This window comes from Leisingera sp. XS_AS12 (assembly GCF_041224635.1).
GTDB lineage: Bacteria > Pseudomonadota > Alphaproteobacteria > Rhodobacterales > Rhodobacteraceae > Leisingera.
On sequence record NZ_JBGFGM010000045.1, the window covers coordinates 15,712 to 28,859 of the forward strand.

Consider the following 13,148-nt stretch of genomic DNA (forward strand, 5'->3'; position numbering starts at 1 on the left):
ACGTATTAAGCCTCTTTCAAATGCTGAACCAATGCCTCAAGTGCCAGAATGTAGCCATGCGCGCCGAAACCGCAAATTTGTCCCACCGCAGCCTTTGAAATAAAGGAAACATGGCGGAAGCTTTCGCGCGCGTGGATGTTGGACAGATGCACCTCAACGGTCGGAATCTCGACCGAGATCAGCGCATCCATCAATGCGATCGAAGTGTGTGTATAAGCGCCTGCATTCAGGACGATTCCCTGATGAACGCCCTTGGCGGAATGAATGGCATCGATCAATGCGCCTTCATGGTTCGATTGCAGGCAGCTGACGTCCAGCCCCAAGGTTTTCCCATGCGCCACGCAGGATTGTTCGACCATCTCCAGCGTGACGGAGCCATAGACCTCGGGCTGACGTGTCCCCAGAAGGTTCAGATTGGGGCCATTCAGAACCAGAATACGTTGTGTCATAGGCGGAACTTCCTTGGAAAATCGCTTGCTGGGCGCGATGGCCCAGAATTATTTCAATTGTGAATATGGCAAATGCTGCGACGGTACGAAAGGCGCAATTCAACGGCACTGGTGCATTCGCTCTCACGGTGGCGGGCTGGCTGTTTTCTTCCGCAAGACCATGGCCTAAATAGCAACGCAGCCCACTCGCAGAATTGAGAGACGTCCCAATGTCCGATACCGCGCAGACCTTGCTTGACCTGCTGGACCTGGAAGTTTTGGACCGCCATCTGTTTCGTGGTTCCGGCTCCGGCGGTGAGACGCCGCTGCGGATCTACGGCGGCCAGGTGATCGCGCAGGCGTTGAAGGCGGCTTATTCCACGGTTTCCAAACGCTTGTGCCACTCTCTTCATGCTTACTTCATTCGTCCGGGTGATCCCTCCAGACCCGTCATCTACGAGGTCGACCCAGCCCGCGACGGACGCAGCTTCACCACACGGCGTGTGGTCGCGATGCAAAACGGCAAGCAGATTCTGAACCTTGCCGCATCCTTTCACGAAGCTGAACCGGGTTGGGATCATCAGCACGCCATGCCCGAAGTGCCGCCGCCGCATGGGCTGGAATCCCGTCATGACATCTTGCTTCGCAATGCGTCCCGTGTCCCAGAGGAGCGTCGCAAGGAATTTACCCGCGAACGTCCGTTCGAGCTGCGCGAGGTCGAGCCGCGAGATCCGCTGACGCCTGAGAAAACAAGTGACGTCAACAACATGTGGGTCAGGATGGCAGCAGCCAAAGGGGCCGATCCGGCCTTGCAGCATATCCTGATGGCCTATGTCTCGGACTTTGGCCTGTTGGGATCCTCCATGCGGCCACATGGATTGACGTTTCATAATCCCGCGGCGATGACCGCCAGTTTAGACCACGCGATGTGGTTCCATGCGCCAGTTCAGCTTGAAAACTGGCATCTGTATTCGATGGATGCGCCATTCACCGGCAATGGGCGCGGCTTCAATCGCGGGGCAATTTACACCGAGAACGGCCAATTGGTCGCCAGTGTTGCCCAAGAAGGGCTTCTCAGACCGCTGAAGACAGCCACGCCGCGATGAGTTACTGCTTCAGCACTTTTATTTAACATAATTCAGATTATGCGCCTATTGCCTTCGGACCCTAGCCGATGATGGCGGAATATTTATTTACTTGTCACATCCTATAGAAGATTGTCAACGACAAAAAACAATGGCCGCGCGCCCTGGTCTGACGCGCGGCCAGATCAGGCCACCAGATTTCCCCGGATCTTAGGCCCGTATCATCTTTTCAAGGTAAGACAGGCCGACGCCGCCCGCAGCGGTCAGCCCGCCCACGATCTGTTGCGCGGTCGCTTCGTCCGCAATGCCTTCCGCCACCAGATAGCCGCCCACGACGGTTGCGCCGTGGCGGATCATCGGGCCAATGAATTTCGAGATAATCAGGTATTTCATGCAATTACGCTCCGTTTATTAGGTTGGCTTTCAAGCCTGGTCACGCGGCGTTCAAGCCCTTCGGTTTTGGCGGTCAGGCTTCCCAGGCGAAACCAGACGCCCCCAATGCCACCCACGGCCATAAGGCCAAGAATGGTCTGGATCATCTCGGCGGGCGTCATTTCAGCACACCCCCGGCTTGCAAGGCGCGGTAGCTTACGTAAAGCCCGCCCGCAGCCGTTGCCCATTTGGTGAGTTTTGCCGCGCTGTCAGCGGCTTCCCCGGCTTCGTTCAAGGCTTTGCCGCCCAAGAACAGCCCTCCCAGGGCAACCCCGGCCCAGATAATCGGCGCCACCATTAGAGATACCCCTTTGCCCGCTGGATGCGGCTGCTTGTGTGCGGAATTCCAGGCCGCAGAAACGTGTCCTGAAACACCTTCGTTGCATCCTCTACCGTGTTGGTTTTCTTCACCCGATCGACGGCGCGCTTTTCCCACGTCTGGGTCATTTCGTACTTCAGGAACCCGTAATTCGCTTCATAGCTCGACAGGTCCGAATAGCCGTTCTGCGCGGCCCAGCTCTCAAATTGGCGGCGGCGCGGGCCGGTCCACTGCGCATAGCCGTAGCCGCCGCGCGACCCCTTCACCAACGGGTTATATTCCTGCAACCCTTGGAACCCGTCGCTTTCATGGTCCAGGTTGCCGACAACGCCCGCCGCCTGCGTCCTGGTAAAGCCAAAATCGGCCATCAGGTCGCGCATCAGCCGATCCCCGATCCCGCCACCGCTCGGTGCGGAATTGGTGTTGCTGGCACCCGGTGGAAGCGTGTCGCGGACCCAGCCGCCAGAAGATGCCGGCACATCGGTTTTGCCCTTGTTGCCGACCAACCAGCCGTTGCGGTTGATCGCATCAAAAAGCGTGTCGACGCCCCAGCCCACAAGCGCGGATCGCAGATCCCCACCGGTGCCCTGGTTGCCGCCCTGCTGCATAGCCGCGTATTTCGCCTGCGCGCCGCCGGTCACGTATCCGGCGGGCATGATTACCGCTTTCTGCTCGGCTTCCTTGCGCTGCGTTTCCCTCCAGGCGGCGTAAACGCCGACCACGGTTGCCGCGCCAAGTATCGCCACTGCCCCTCGTTTTCCCATGTTCCTGCCCCTTATGAGATTTTTAGCGTTCCGGCGTCATTCCAGAGTGACCCGGCGGCCAAGCCTGCAGAACTGGTCGGCAGGTTGGGAATTCTGATCGTCCCTTTTATCGGGTCGAAAAACACTTGCATGGAATACGCCGTGCCGCCCTGCGCAGAATGGTATTCCTCCCGGAATTCACCGCCTGCGCGGAAATTCTGGACGGCAGCAACGCCGTCACCCCGTGTGAAGACATTAACTTTCCGCTGACTGTGCGAAACCTCAGTGCCGGGGGTGTTCTGTTCGTCAAAGCTGGTGTCAATGGCCGTATGGTCACCCGCCCAGTGATAGGTTTCTGTTGGATCGCTCAGATAACCAACAGAAAGGCCTATGTTTCCCCGGAATGCGGTATTGACCGGCACCAGGCCGTCGCTTGCGGCATTGCAATATACGCGCACCTCCGGGTCGCTCAGCGTCACGTTGGTGGCAAGCTCCAGCTTGTGACAATTGGTGATCCGCAGATTTGCCGAATAGTCGTGAATCAGGCCGTTATCTAGGTAGCTGTCTTGGATATAAACCGGCCCTGCCGAATGATTTTCGATCAAGGTCGGATCAATTCGCGCCGGGCCGCCGCCGCGCCCGTTCCAAGGATGTATCGCCTGGAAATGGATCAGCGAAGCAGTGCTATCTATGTAGATAGGCACCTCAGTGAATCCCGGCGTGACCCCGTGCACTCGGTAATCAATGCCGCCAAAGATCATGCCGCGACCAAGCCAGGACGCATCATCTGCGTATTCAGTCGGATCCTGGTCGCTGGTCCACTGGACAGCCTCAACGCTCATTACATCGGCATTATCCATGAGTGTATCGAACTTCCATCCGAATGCCGATGCATTTGCGGGCCACCTGCGGCACAGGTTAGCCGAAATATGGCAATCAAGACCGGCGGCAACGTGGCAGCCAGAAGAAACCTTATTGCAGTCAATATAAGGCAGTTTCACGCGAGTGTTGCGCGCCTTCAGAAACAGAACCGGCGTTGTGTCGGTCAGCGAGCCGCCGGACTGCGACACAATCCGCATATTGGAGAAATCGAACTCCACGCCGCGCGCCGCCGAGCCGTCGCTTCGCTGAACCACAAGCTGCTGATCCGGCTGAACCTCCGATGAGCACCGGAAAGTCACGACAGGACCCAGACGGGTTTCAGCCTCATAAAGCCCGATCACATCCGCAGCCGCCGCGTTGAACACTGCGGCAGTAACCGGACTTCCCCAGGCTTCAGCGTGGTAGATGCCGCCCAGGGGTACAACCCGCAGTTTCAAACCGCCCGCCGTGGTCACATGTTCGCCAGTGCTCACCGTCTGATATGTGACGTTCAAATCATCAACCTGTATGAATACGCCTTCCGCAGTGTTGGCGGGGCTCATCGTGGTGTCATCCAGAAGACCCGATACAGTATCAAAACGATACCCGCCCAGCGGCTTCCATTCCCCCCAGACGCCCCCACTTTTGTTTCGCTGCCAGATGCGGCCGCTGCCCTTGATAGCTGTGTACAGCTGCACCGCGTTATTATCGCTGTGCTGCATGTGTAGAACGGTGTTGCCACCTTTGCCGCCACCGTCTGGCGGATGGTTCCCGGATGTAGAAGTAACAGTGCGGTAACAGCCGTTTTGAACGATTGCGTCCAGATCGTCAGACGGCACCGGTTGTGCTTCAGGACCGCCCCAGCCGAAAGGCCCTACCGGTCCCTTTGCGACTACAAATCGGGCAGGATCGCCACCAAACTCAGGCGTGATATCGAACGGGCTAACCTGTTCCCGGCCCGTGATATCAGACGCCGCAGCCGCGGCGCCGGATTCTGATGTTGCCGCCGCGGCTGCGGCTTGCGCCGCAGCGGTTTCCGATGCCAAAGCCGCTTCAGCCGCTGCCTGCGCCTCTGCCGTAGACTGCGCCAAGCCATATACGATGCTGCTCATGATCAGGCCCCCTTTGTTTCAAATATCGCCACGGAAACGGATGATGCCGACGGATTGAAAGCGTATACAGCGGCGGAGGTTGTCAAAACCAAGCCCTCGCTCGGCCCCAGCGGCCACCCTGAAGCGCCCACATCACTCTGATCTTTGACCCAAATAGTTTCCGTTTCATCCGTGTTTTTGATCGCTAATTCACGGCGCTCCAAATCGTCCGTCACAAGCTGAGACACTGCACCGGCAGCAATCGAAACGGGGCCGGGTGCCAGGAAAACCGGAGCTGAAATGGATTCGGTATGAACAGCCCCGTCCAGTACAAGCCGGGCGTCACGGAGATCCCCGCGGCCAAATCCCAGGCGAACCGAAATTTCCGAAGCCCCGGGATTTTCAATCCGCACATGGCTGAAGCCGCCGGGAACCTTGAAAGAAAGCCCCGCCTCAAAGTTGGTTTTGGTGCCGTGGTCGAAAGTGATCTTGAAAGGGGCCGACGCTTCCAGGCAGACAAGGAATTCCGCCGCCCGTGCAATTTCCAGGCTTTCGCCCGCCCCGATCTTCCAGGTGTCTGCCTGATATTGTGGTGCACTGTTCATTTCATCACCTTTGCCGCGACGAAGGCCAGGGCCGCAGCCGGAATGCCGATTTTCACTATCAGCTCGCCCATCTGCCCCTCTTCCGTCTTGTTCATTTGCTGCGTGGTTTTCAAAGCTGTTGATAGGGTTTCAGTAACCCGCCGCGTGTGTTCGTCCTGCGCGCTTAGCGCGTCCCTGGTAAGGCCGGTAACTTCCTCAATTGCCTCATATCCGAGGCCCAGGGCGTCATTGCCGAATGCAAGCGCCTGCTCACCAAGCTCGAAAGCTTCGTCAGCAACGATATTAACAGCCACGTCACCGCCAGAAGAAATGCCGATGCTTCCCGCATCGGTCGCAACGCGGCGATCATTCGTCACGTTCTGCGTTTGGTTGCTGCTGCTGCTTTTACTTCCCAACCCGCACTTCCTTTTCCATCGTCCAGCGCATTGCGCCGTGATCCTCAATTTCCCTGGTCACGAACCCGGCCCGCTGCATTTTCCGCCGCAGCCCAGGGCGGCTGGTTATGAACCGCAGAACAGGAACCCCGGTTTTTTCGGCCAGTCCCTCAAAGGCCCGCGCAATCACGCTTGCCATGCACACGCCCGGAACGGGGTCACAGGCGGCGGAAAGAACCGTTAGGGCGCTACCCCTGCCCGGCAGGTGCTCCACCTCCCAGACAAGCGCTCCGCGCGCCTCCCCGTCTATGCGGATCGTCCAAAGGCAGTGATTTCCCGCCTCAACACCGTCCCGCCAGTCCTCCAGCATGTCAGCCGCGCCAGGAACGCGGCCCAAGGCGGTTTCAGCGCGGCGCGACCATTGCGCCGCACTGAACGTTATTTCCGGCGCAGGAACAGCCAAACCATCAGCCCCCCGATTGCCCAGGGCACGGCTTGACGGGCAGTTTCCTGCCACGTCTCCGCCGCCGCGCTCTTGAAATTGAAAGCCCCGGTTGTTGACTGCCCGCCCGACCCCCCGGCCTCGGAAATGGCCGGGCCCGACGAAAGGGTCAGGTTTGGAAGTGGCGCGCCTGACATCAGCTTTGAGCCGCGTAGATCACCACGCCAACGGCAACAGCGCCCACGGCCAGAATGCGCCAGTCAAAGCCGCCATTGTCGCCGCCCGTGGAATAGGCCACCGGCGTCGCCTGCATCTGCGGTTCCGCCTGCGCGCCCATGTTGGACAGAACAGCGCCCGCCAGCCCCTTCAGCCAGTCCGCAGCCGGTGCAGCGCCATCAACGGAACCCGTGACGGAACCGCCGCCGAACCCGTTGCCGGTAAGAACCGGGGTTCCCATGTCCAGGGAACCGACGGAAGGCCGCCACAGGTCAGCGCTGCCGTAGCTGGCAAGCGCCTTAGAATAGTCGCCCTGCCCCGGCAAAACGGAAGATCCGTACTGCTTGGAAAAATAATCGGCAATCGCCATTATTTACCCCCTTTCTGGCGGGGTTTCCCCCCGCCCCTGGTTACGCGCCCTGCACGCTTTCCGCGTAAATCGGATGGTTGCCGGTGCCGGTGAAAGTCAGCTTCAGGCGGAAATCCTGAAGGGCCATGGGCAGGGCTTCGGCCAAGCGGTTTTCGGTGCAGAAATCCACATGGGTAAACGCTGCCTGCGGCACCCGCTCAACCACCTCATAGTGAGCCGCGCGGATTGCCTGGTCGCTTTCGTGAACCTTGCGTTGGTCCGCGTGAACCTCGCAGTTGGTGACCGCGGCAGTGCCGATATGCAGGCCCAGCATGGCATAGGGACCGCGCACAATATCCGCGATTTCCGCTTCCCCGGTAACGCCCTGGTTATGGACATACCGCTGAATGCGCAGGTGCGGACCAAACGGGCGGCCAGGAGATTGAACCGCGTAGACGTTCAGGCTGTTGATGGTGATCCCGGTTTTCAGGTCCATTTCCAGCGTGAAAGACGCCATGCCCCCGGCGGTGCCGTAAGCGGTCTGATCCTCGCCGCCAATAGTCCGCATCCAGGGACGCGACAGGAACAGCGGCAAAACGCCATCCTTAAGGGTCTGTCCGTAAAACTGGTTCAGCTTCACCAGGTCGGCAGCGGTGATGGTGATTTTGGCTTCGCCGTCCACCGTCAGGCGGATTTCGTCGATGTAGGTACCCCAGTCGGCGGCAGGCACATCGCGCGCCGGGCCGCTGTCAACGTTCATGCGGATATAAAGCCGCTCATAGGTCAGGCCTAGCGGCAGATTCACCGATGCGGTTTGGCCTGCGCCGATCCCCAGCGGAGTCGGCATTTTCTTTAGGGTGCGTGTCAACTGATCGCCCCCCCGATTACATGTCGTATCCGGCGCGCATCTGCGCAACCAAACCGATGTTCCGCATATGGAACATGGCCAGACCGGCCAGCATAACGCCGCCCATCACCAGCCCGACGCTCTTAACGTCCGATTTCTTAAGCATAGACTTCCCCTTGTGCTTCCTCTTCGGCGCTCGGAATGAGACCGCCAATCTGCACGGGGTCGCCTTCGATGCGGCGGCGGATGGCGTAGACCACAAGGCCCCCCAAAACCGTCACAGCGAAAGCGCTCATAAGGTCGCTTGCCTTCATGTCTGATAACCCCGTGTTTGCTTCAGTGGGGCCAGCATTAGGCAGGCGTTATAGGCCAGTAAAATCTATCTATATCAAATATATACGTAGCAAATTTGATATGCGGGCAGGGCCGTTGCGGCCCCCACCCTGGTCAAGCCCGTTTCCGCTTTGCGGCAGGCTTGCGGCTGCTGTTCGTGGCCTTCGGGAATATGATTTTTCCGGGCGTGACAGTGCCGTGCCGCTCGTGCAGGTATTCCAGGTTTTTCAGCCGGGCCACCGCCGCCCGATCGCCGCCGATCTCCGCCGCCGCCGCGTCCAGGTCGCGCGGCCCCTTCTGCCGCAGGACAACGGTTTCCGTGCAGTTGTTGCGGAACCGGGTTGCGACTTCGGCAATGCGCTGGCTAACCCCGATCACCTCAATTCCGTAGTGCCGCCCCCGGCTGCACACGTTGGCAAATCCGGGACACTTCTGCGCCCCGCCGGAAACCGGAAAGCTGAGGTTCATTTCCTCAACCACCAGCGTCAAACCGGCCTTGCTCTTGCCGTCCTTAAACGGCTGTTGCGCGGCCATCAGCAGCTTGCACAGCGCAGACAGCGCGGCGGGTTCCTTGTCGGACGGCGGCACATAGGCCACCCGGAATCCCTGCCAATCGTCAACCATCGCCTGCCGCACCTGGTCGAGACTGTCACGGGCCGAATGCACCACGCTACGTATACGAAGCTCAGGCCCGTATTCTTCCAGCGGATCGAAGATCACAAGGCGCTTGCGCGCCTTGATCAGCTTCTTTACGTAAGACGATTTGCCGGAACCGGACGCGCCCCATACGCCTATGCGGCCCGCGTTACTGGATGCGCTCATTCTGTCTTGCCTCTCACGTAAGTCTCTTTCGACCATCCATTTGCGGCGGTTAGAAAAGCGGCCACTGCCACAATGGCCCCGACAGCCCTCCAAACGATTGCAGGCAGCAAGATAATTTCCCAGGCGATGAAACAAGCCCCGGCCCATAGGGCGAACACCAGAAGGCAGAGACCCGCAATTTGTGTCAAAAAAAGTCTCATGCGGCCTCCCCATCTGCCCAGGCCATCGGGCTTTGCGCACCCGGCGGCGGCGCGTAATCCTCATTGGCCGGTGCACCTGCCGCCGGTGCCGCGTCCTGGTCGCCGCGGACACTGCGGAATTGCGCCTGCCGCTGTTTCATGGCGTCGATCTTGGCGCGGCGGCTCTCTTCCAGGATCATCCGCACCACCATTATTTTAGCCAGGATGAACGGCGCCGCCCTGGTGACCCGCATGAAGTTTTCAGATTGCGGCATGAGCGCGGACGGGAAATAGATTTCAAGCAGCTCATAAATCGCGTCCGAGGCGTCCCGCGCTATCTCGACTTCATCGTCCTGCACCGCCAGCGGCTTCCACATCGGCAGGAACAGCCCCGGCAGGCCGAAACTGTGCTTGAAGGCGGTAAAGAACGCCGCTTTCGTGATCTGCTCGACCTCCGGCACCTCGGCCAGATCGGCCACCGGCTCGCCGGTTTCCTGGTCAACCGGCACCACGTCGTCAGCGCCGCCGCCTTCGGTTTCCAGTTCCGGCGCGCGGAAACTGGTCATATGCCCCGGCCCATCATCGCCAAAATCGCCAGAGACCTCGTTTTCCGACCCGCTCAGGCCTTCAATTTCAAATTCAGCCTCACTCATGCTAAAAACCCTCCCCAGCCGTCAGCGGCCCGTTTTTCGGGCGCTGCGTCGATGTTGTCTGCTGGTGCATTGTCCGCGTTTGCCGGTTTCGCGGCTGCTGCCGGTACGTTTGCCCGCCCGATTTTGAGCGGCAGAGTTGCTTTGACAGGCGTTTCCCCGGCCTCCCGGTAAGCCTTGCGCAGCGCCCAGCTGATCCGCTGGCCCCAGCGCTGGGAATGGCAGCATTGGGTTCCATGATCGTCGGCATGGCCGCAGTAGTAGTACGCCCCGCCGTTCTTGTTCGCCTTGATCTGCACCGCCCCTCCGCAGCACTCGCAGTTTGCCCGCGCCATAACGGTTCCCTGCGCGACCTGGTATTGCCCGTTTAAGCTCATGCCGCGCCCTCATCCTGGTACGGGGTCAGCGCGTCCACCCGCGCGGCCAGCTCGACCATAAAGGCCCCGGTTTCGGCCACCAGTTCCGGCCCCTTGGTCATCTGCGCCACGGCCCCCGCCTTGCGCAGCTCTTGCGCCCGGCGGTTCAGATCCTCGGCGCGCTCTTTCAGTGGTTGCATTCCCGTATCCTTTCGTACGCCCAATAATACCCGTTATGGTATAACATTACGTATAAGGCACAAACCCCCTGCCCCGTCAATCCAGCACAAATGCGCCCATTTGTTCCCCTGCCGTTGCTCCCCCGTTCCTGCCCCGTTCGAAATGGAACGGCCCCAGGCGCTCCAAACGCCCAGGGCCGAAAATTCCGCCTTCCTGATTTCTAAGCGGGCGCGTAGCGCCCTCCCTTGGGTGCAACGCTGGCCTAACAGGCTGCTTTGGCCTGTTGCTCCTTCCACTCTTCCACCATTACCCGCGCCCTGCCGTAACCGTGCTTGCGTGTCCACTCGCTAAGCAGCCTGTTTTCCGTATGACGTATGTCTTCAGGCACTTTATCAACTTCGGGCCGACTAGGCCCGGCCTTATTATATTTAGAACCTCTATTATAGGGGGGTACATTATTGCCCCCTTTATCGGCACAATATTGCCCCCTTTTGCCCGTTTCCGGGGCATCTTTAGGGGGTAGATTATTGCCCCCTTTTTCACCAACCCAGCAAAACGCATAGTCCGGCGTTCTGGCTCTGCCGCCCTTGGCGTAAGCCACGGCCTTTATGGCCCCTGCGTCCCGCAATCGTGACAGCGCGTATTTTACCGTCCGTTCGCAAAGACCGACTTCCTCAGCTATCACCGCCCGAGACTTTCGAGCGGTCATGTCTGGATAGTGGATGCAGTCCACAAGGGACCGATATACCGCCCTGTCAGAGTACTTCAGTTTCCCTTTTGCGGCCATCAGAGCGGCCTTGCGGAAACTTGCCAGGGCTCGGGCTTCCTCTGGTTTAAGAGCCATGCCGGCCACCGTCGAAAAGCTGTTCAATCAAAGACAGGTCAAAGGGGATGGTTTCGATCGTGCCTTCGGCTTCCATCCGCTTCTTAGCTTGGTGAATCGCCTGCTTTGTGCGGCCCAGGATCCGGGCAATCTCTGCCTGCTTCTTGCCCAGCTTCACCCCTACCCGGATGACGTCTAATTGGTGCGGTGTTAGCCCTTTTGCGCCTGGTGTTCGTGCCATGTTGCCAGCCCTGCCCCTATCGTCTATATTTCACCTGTCGCCCGACTGAGCGCGATTCCGGCCCGCGTCCGCCGTCACATCGAAGCGACTAGCCGACGCGGGCCACATTTCCCCAACAAATTAAGGGCTTTTCGGGCTTAGCATACTTCAGATTATAAGAAGTACTGATGGGTCGCGAGGGCCACCCATCCTGGGGACGGAAAATCGACGATTTACGCCGTGACAAGCGCTCGCAGGTCCACGTTCAGCTGTCGCTCGCGAGCGCTTCAACCGGACACCCCTTATTGGTTGGACTTCTGCGGATCAGGCGTCGAGCTCGGTGTCCCAATACAGAAAATCCATCCAGCTTTCGTGTAGATGGTTTGGCGGGAACTTGCGGCCGATATTGCGCAACTCTTCTGCGCCCGGCCTGCGCGGCGGTTTGCGCAACGACATGCCTGCACGATGCAGAGACTTGGAACCCTTTTTCAGATTGCACGGGCTGCAGGCAGCCACGACATTCTCCCAGCTGGTGACGCCACCTGTCGCGCGTGGCACGACATGGTCAAACGTCAGATCGCCTTTGCTGCCGCAGTACTGGCAGCAGAATTCATCCCTCAAAAACAAATTAAAGCGCGTGAAGGCCACGCGCTTTTGAGGTTTCACATAGTCTTTCAGAACCACGACCGACGGTATTCGTATTTCCGTACTGGGGCTGTGAACGACCTCGTCATATTCTGCAACGATTGCAACGCGGTCCAGCCAGGCTGCCTTGACCGCGTCCTGCCAAGACCACAAGGACAATGGGTAGTAGGACAATGGCCTGTAATCCGCATTCAGTACCAATGCCGGGTGCTGCTTCAGCGCCCCGGGAGATCTGACAAACTCTGCCCTGAAATCGCCATCCATGTTGAACGTCTTCCTCGCCCTGACTTTCCGTTTCCGGGAACCAGAGCGGGGAACCCGCCCCAGCCTAACTTTGACTATATATCGTGGTTTGCGGCTGGCAAGCCCCACTATACACAATATGTCGCGAGGTTTGTGATGTGATTCCATGACAGCGCCGTGACAGTTATCCACACGCCCGCAATCGTTCATGGCTTGCCCCGACGCAGCCGCGCAATTATTGCCACGGCATGACCCGCTTGATCCGCTTCAATAAACCCTTCGATGTGCTGCCGCAATTCACCGATCGCGGCAGCCAGGATAGCCCACGTCCTACGCTCAGCCGTTACATCGATTGTCCCGGCGTTTACCCGGCCGGGCGGCTGGATCGTGACAGCGAGGGGTTGATGCTTCTGACGGACAGTGGCCGCCTGCAGGCTTGGATCAGTGACCCCAAGCACAAGATGGAAAAGACATATTGGGTGCAGGTCGAAGGTATCCCGGACGCCAAGGCGCTGGAAAGCCTGGCGAAAGGTGTGCAGCTGAAGGACGGCATCACGCTTCCGGCCAAGGTGCGGAAGATGGATGAGCCGATCGGACTTTGGGCGCGCACGCCGCCAGTCCGTCACCGCAAGAGTGTTCCCGACAGTTGGATTTGCCTCACGATCCGAGAGGGCCGCAACCGACAAGTCCGGCGCATGACTGCCGCCGTTGGCCATCCGACCCTGCGCCTGATCCGCTACGCGATTGGCGCCTGGACCTTGGACGGGCTGGCGCAGGGGGCTTGGGAGGATCTGGAGCCTCCGCTCATCCCCGGCCCGCCCAAACCTTCACAGAAACCACCGCGCCGCCCCAAGGGCGCCAAAGGCCCTCGGCCGGTGGGTGACAGGTCACGCCGTCGCTGATAG

Annotated in this window: 20 protein-coding genes; 2 read left to right on the forward strand and 18 right to left on the reverse strand. The window is 59.3% G+C overall.

Annotated features, from left to right (window positions below; genetic code table 11):
* Positions 1-5: 5 nt before the first annotated feature.
* Positions 6-449: a type II 3-dehydroquinate dehydratase gene (aroQ, locus tag AB9K35_RS01205; RefSeq protein WP_369924088.1), complete on the reverse strand. Its 444-nt coding sequence runs from the start codon at positions 447-449 to the stop codon at positions 6-8.
* Between the two features lie 209 nt (positions 450-658).
* On the opposite strand from aroQ, the gene AB9K35_RS01210 reads away from it, so the two are divergent.
* The gene (locus AB9K35_RS01210) at positions 659-1,534 is read left to right on the forward strand and encodes an acyl-CoA thioesterase (RefSeq protein WP_369924089.1); all 876 of its coding nucleotides are present in this window, start codon (positions 659-661) and stop codon (positions 1,532-1,534) included.
* A gap of 189 nt (positions 1,535-1,723) precedes the next feature.
* Here AB9K35_RS01210 and AB9K35_RS01215 read toward each other — a convergent pair whose 3' ends face one another.
* From AB9K35_RS01215 to AB9K35_RS01295, 17 genes are all read right to left on the reverse strand, one after another.
* Positions 1,724-1,906, reverse strand: a complete 183-nt coding sequence (locus AB9K35_RS01215; protein ID WP_369924090.1) for a hypothetical protein — start codon at positions 1,904-1,906, stop codon at positions 1,724-1,726.
* On the reverse strand, positions 1,903-2,052 hold the full coding sequence (locus AB9K35_RS01220) for a hypothetical protein (RefSeq protein WP_369924091.1): 150 nt from the start codon (positions 2,050-2,052) through the stop codon (positions 1,903-1,905). Before AB9K35_RS01220 ends, AB9K35_RS01215 begins: the two co-directional genes overlap by 4 nt.
* An 11-nt stretch (positions 2,053-2,063) precedes the next feature.
* A complete protein-coding gene (locus AB9K35_RS01225) occupies positions 2,064-2,243 on the reverse strand; it encodes a hypothetical protein (protein ID WP_369924092.1) in 180 nt (59 codons plus the stop codon).
* The gene (locus tag AB9K35_RS01230) at positions 2,243-3,028 is read right to left on the reverse strand and encodes a phage tail tip lysozyme (protein WP_369924093.1); all 786 of its coding nucleotides are present in this window, start codon (positions 3,026-3,028) and stop codon (positions 2,243-2,245) included. Before AB9K35_RS01230 ends, AB9K35_RS01225 begins: the two co-directional genes overlap by 1 nt.
* A gap of 11 nt (positions 3,029-3,039) precedes the next feature.
* Entirely contained in the window at positions 3,040-4,980 is a 1,941-nt protein-coding gene (locus AB9K35_RS01235; protein ID WP_369924094.1) for a pyocin knob domain-containing protein, read from the reverse strand.
* A gap of 2 nt (positions 4,981-4,982) precedes the next feature.
* Positions 4,983-5,564 carry a hypothetical protein gene (locus AB9K35_RS01240; protein ID WP_369924095.1) on the reverse strand — a complete coding sequence of 194 codons (582 nt, stop codon included), beginning with the start codon at positions 5,562-5,564 and terminating at the stop codon, positions 4,983-4,985.
* Positions 5,561-5,959: a hypothetical protein gene (locus AB9K35_RS01245; RefSeq protein WP_369924096.1), complete on the reverse strand. Its 399-nt coding sequence runs from the start codon at positions 5,957-5,959 to the stop codon at positions 5,561-5,563. The genes AB9K35_RS01240 and AB9K35_RS01245 overlap by 4 nt, the downstream gene beginning before the upstream one ends.
* 617 nt (positions 5,960-6,576) lie before the next feature.
* Positions 6,577-6,966: a hypothetical protein gene (locus AB9K35_RS01250; RefSeq protein ID WP_369924097.1), complete on the reverse strand. Its 390-nt coding sequence runs from the start codon at positions 6,964-6,966 to the stop codon at positions 6,577-6,579.
* 40 nt (positions 6,967-7,006) lie between these two features.
* Entirely contained in the window at positions 7,007-7,813 is an 807-nt protein-coding gene (locus tag AB9K35_RS01255) for a major capsid protein P2 (RefSeq protein WP_369924098.1), read from the reverse strand.
* Positions 7,814-7,829: 16 nt separating this feature from the next.
* Positions 7,830-7,958: a hypothetical protein gene (locus AB9K35_RS01260; RefSeq protein WP_369924100.1), complete on the reverse strand. Its 129-nt coding sequence runs from the start codon at positions 7,956-7,958 to the stop codon at positions 7,830-7,832.
* Complete coding sequence (locus AB9K35_RS01265) at positions 7,951-8,088, reverse strand: hypothetical protein (protein WP_369924101.1); 138 nt, start codon at positions 8,086-8,088, stop codon at positions 7,951-7,953. Before AB9K35_RS01265 ends, AB9K35_RS01260 begins: the two co-directional genes overlap by 8 nt.
* 151 nt (positions 8,089-8,239) lie before the next feature.
* Positions 8,240-9,082, reverse strand: a complete 843-nt coding sequence (locus tag AB9K35_RS01270) for a hypothetical protein (protein ID WP_369924102.1) — start codon at positions 9,080-9,082, stop codon at positions 8,240-8,242.
* Positions 9,083-9,143: 61 nt separating this feature from the next.
* Positions 9,144-9,779: a hypothetical protein gene (locus tag AB9K35_RS01275; RefSeq protein ID WP_369924103.1), complete on the reverse strand. Its 636-nt coding sequence runs from the start codon at positions 9,777-9,779 to the stop codon at positions 9,144-9,146.
* Positions 9,776-10,153, reverse strand: coding sequence for a zinc ribbon domain-containing protein (locus AB9K35_RS01280; protein WP_369924104.1), 378 nt, complete (start codon positions 10,151-10,153; stop codon positions 9,776-9,778). Before AB9K35_RS01280 ends, AB9K35_RS01275 begins: the two co-directional genes overlap by 4 nt.
* A complete protein-coding gene (locus AB9K35_RS01285) occupies positions 10,150-10,332 on the reverse strand; it encodes a hypothetical protein (RefSeq protein WP_369924105.1) in 183 nt (60 codons plus the stop codon). Before AB9K35_RS01285 ends, AB9K35_RS01280 begins: the two co-directional genes overlap by 4 nt.
* An 813-nt stretch (positions 10,333-11,145) precedes the next feature.
* Positions 11,146-11,376 (reverse strand): MarR family transcriptional regulator, encoded by a 231-nt coding sequence (locus AB9K35_RS01290; RefSeq protein ID WP_369924106.1) that lies wholly within the window; start codon positions 11,374-11,376, stop codon positions 11,146-11,148.
* 303 nt (positions 11,377-11,679) lie between these two features.
* Positions 11,680-12,264: an HNH endonuclease gene (locus tag AB9K35_RS01295; protein WP_222453039.1), complete on the reverse strand. Its 585-nt coding sequence runs from the start codon at positions 12,262-12,264 to the stop codon at positions 11,680-11,682.
* A 227-nt stretch (positions 12,265-12,491) separates the two neighbouring features.
* On the opposite strand from AB9K35_RS01295, the gene AB9K35_RS01300 reads away from it, so the two are divergent.
* On the forward strand, positions 12,492-13,145 hold the full coding sequence (locus tag AB9K35_RS01300) for a pseudouridine synthase (RefSeq protein ID WP_369924107.1): 654 nt from the start codon (positions 12,492-12,494) through the stop codon (positions 13,143-13,145).
* Positions 13,146-13,148 lie beyond the last annotated feature (3 nt).

Bases quoted from the DNA above. Each gene is read 5' to 3' on its own strand.
- AB9K35_RS01220 (WP_369924091.1), bottom strand. From the start codon at position 2,052: ATGATCCAGACCATTCTTGGCCTTATGGCCGTGGGTGGCATTGGGGGC.
- AB9K35_RS01210 (WP_369924089.1), top strand. From the start codon at position 659: ATGTCCGATACCGCGCAGACCTTGCTTGACCTGCTGGACCTGGAAGTT.
- AB9K35_RS01235 (WP_369924094.1), bottom strand. From the start codon at position 4,980: ATGAGCAGCATCGTATATGGCTTGGCGCAGTCTACGGCAGAGGCGCAG.
- AB9K35_RS01275 (WP_369924103.1), bottom strand. From the start codon at position 9,779: ATGAGTGAGGCTGAATTTGAAATTGAAGGCCTGAGCGGGTCGGAAAAC.
- AB9K35_RS01230 (WP_369924093.1), bottom strand. From the start codon at position 3,028: ATGGGAAAACGAGGGGCAGTGGCGATACTTGGCGCGGCAACCGTGGTC.
- AB9K35_RS01280 (WP_369924104.1), bottom strand. From the start codon at position 10,153: ATGAGCTTAAACGGGCAATACCAGGTCGCGCAGGGAACCGTTATGGCG.
- AB9K35_RS01285 (WP_369924105.1), bottom strand. From the start codon at position 10,332: ATGCAACCACTGAAAGAGCGCGCCGAGGATCTGAACCGCCGGGCGCAA.
- AB9K35_RS01265 (WP_369924101.1), bottom strand. From the start codon at position 8,088: ATGAGCGCTTTCGCTGTGACGGTTTTGGGGGGCCTTGTGGTCTACGCC.
- AB9K35_RS01295 (WP_222453039.1), bottom strand. From the start codon at position 12,264: ATGGATGGCGATTTCAGGGCAGAGTTTGTCAGATCTCCCGGGGCGCTG.
- AB9K35_RS01300 (WP_369924107.1), top strand. From the start codon at position 12,492: ATGACCCGCTTGATCCGCTTCAATAAACCCTTCGATGTGCTGCCGCAA.
- AB9K35_RS01290 (WP_369924106.1), bottom strand. From the start codon at position 11,376: ATGGCACGAACACCAGGCGCAAAAGGGCTAACACCGCACCAATTAGAC.
- AB9K35_RS01260 (WP_369924100.1), bottom strand. From the start codon at position 7,958: ATGCTTAAGAAATCGGACGTTAAGAGCGTCGGGCTGGTGATGGGCGGC.
- aroQ (WP_369924088.1), bottom strand. From the start codon at position 449: ATGACACAACGTATTCTGGTTCTGAATGGCCCCAATCTGAACCTTCTG.
- AB9K35_RS01215 (WP_369924090.1), bottom strand. From the start codon at position 1,906: ATGAAATACCTGATTATCTCGAAATTCATTGGCCCGATGATCCGCCAC.
- AB9K35_RS01240 (WP_369924095.1), bottom strand. From the start codon at position 5,564: ATGAACAGTGCACCACAATATCAGGCAGACACCTGGAAGATCGGGGCG.
- AB9K35_RS01250 (WP_369924097.1), bottom strand. From the start codon at position 6,966: ATGGCGATTGCCGATTATTTTTCCAAGCAGTACGGATCTTCCGTTTTG.
- AB9K35_RS01225 (WP_369924092.1), bottom strand. From the start codon at position 2,243: ATGGTGGCGCCGATTATCTGGGCCGGGGTTGCCCTGGGAGGGCTGTTC.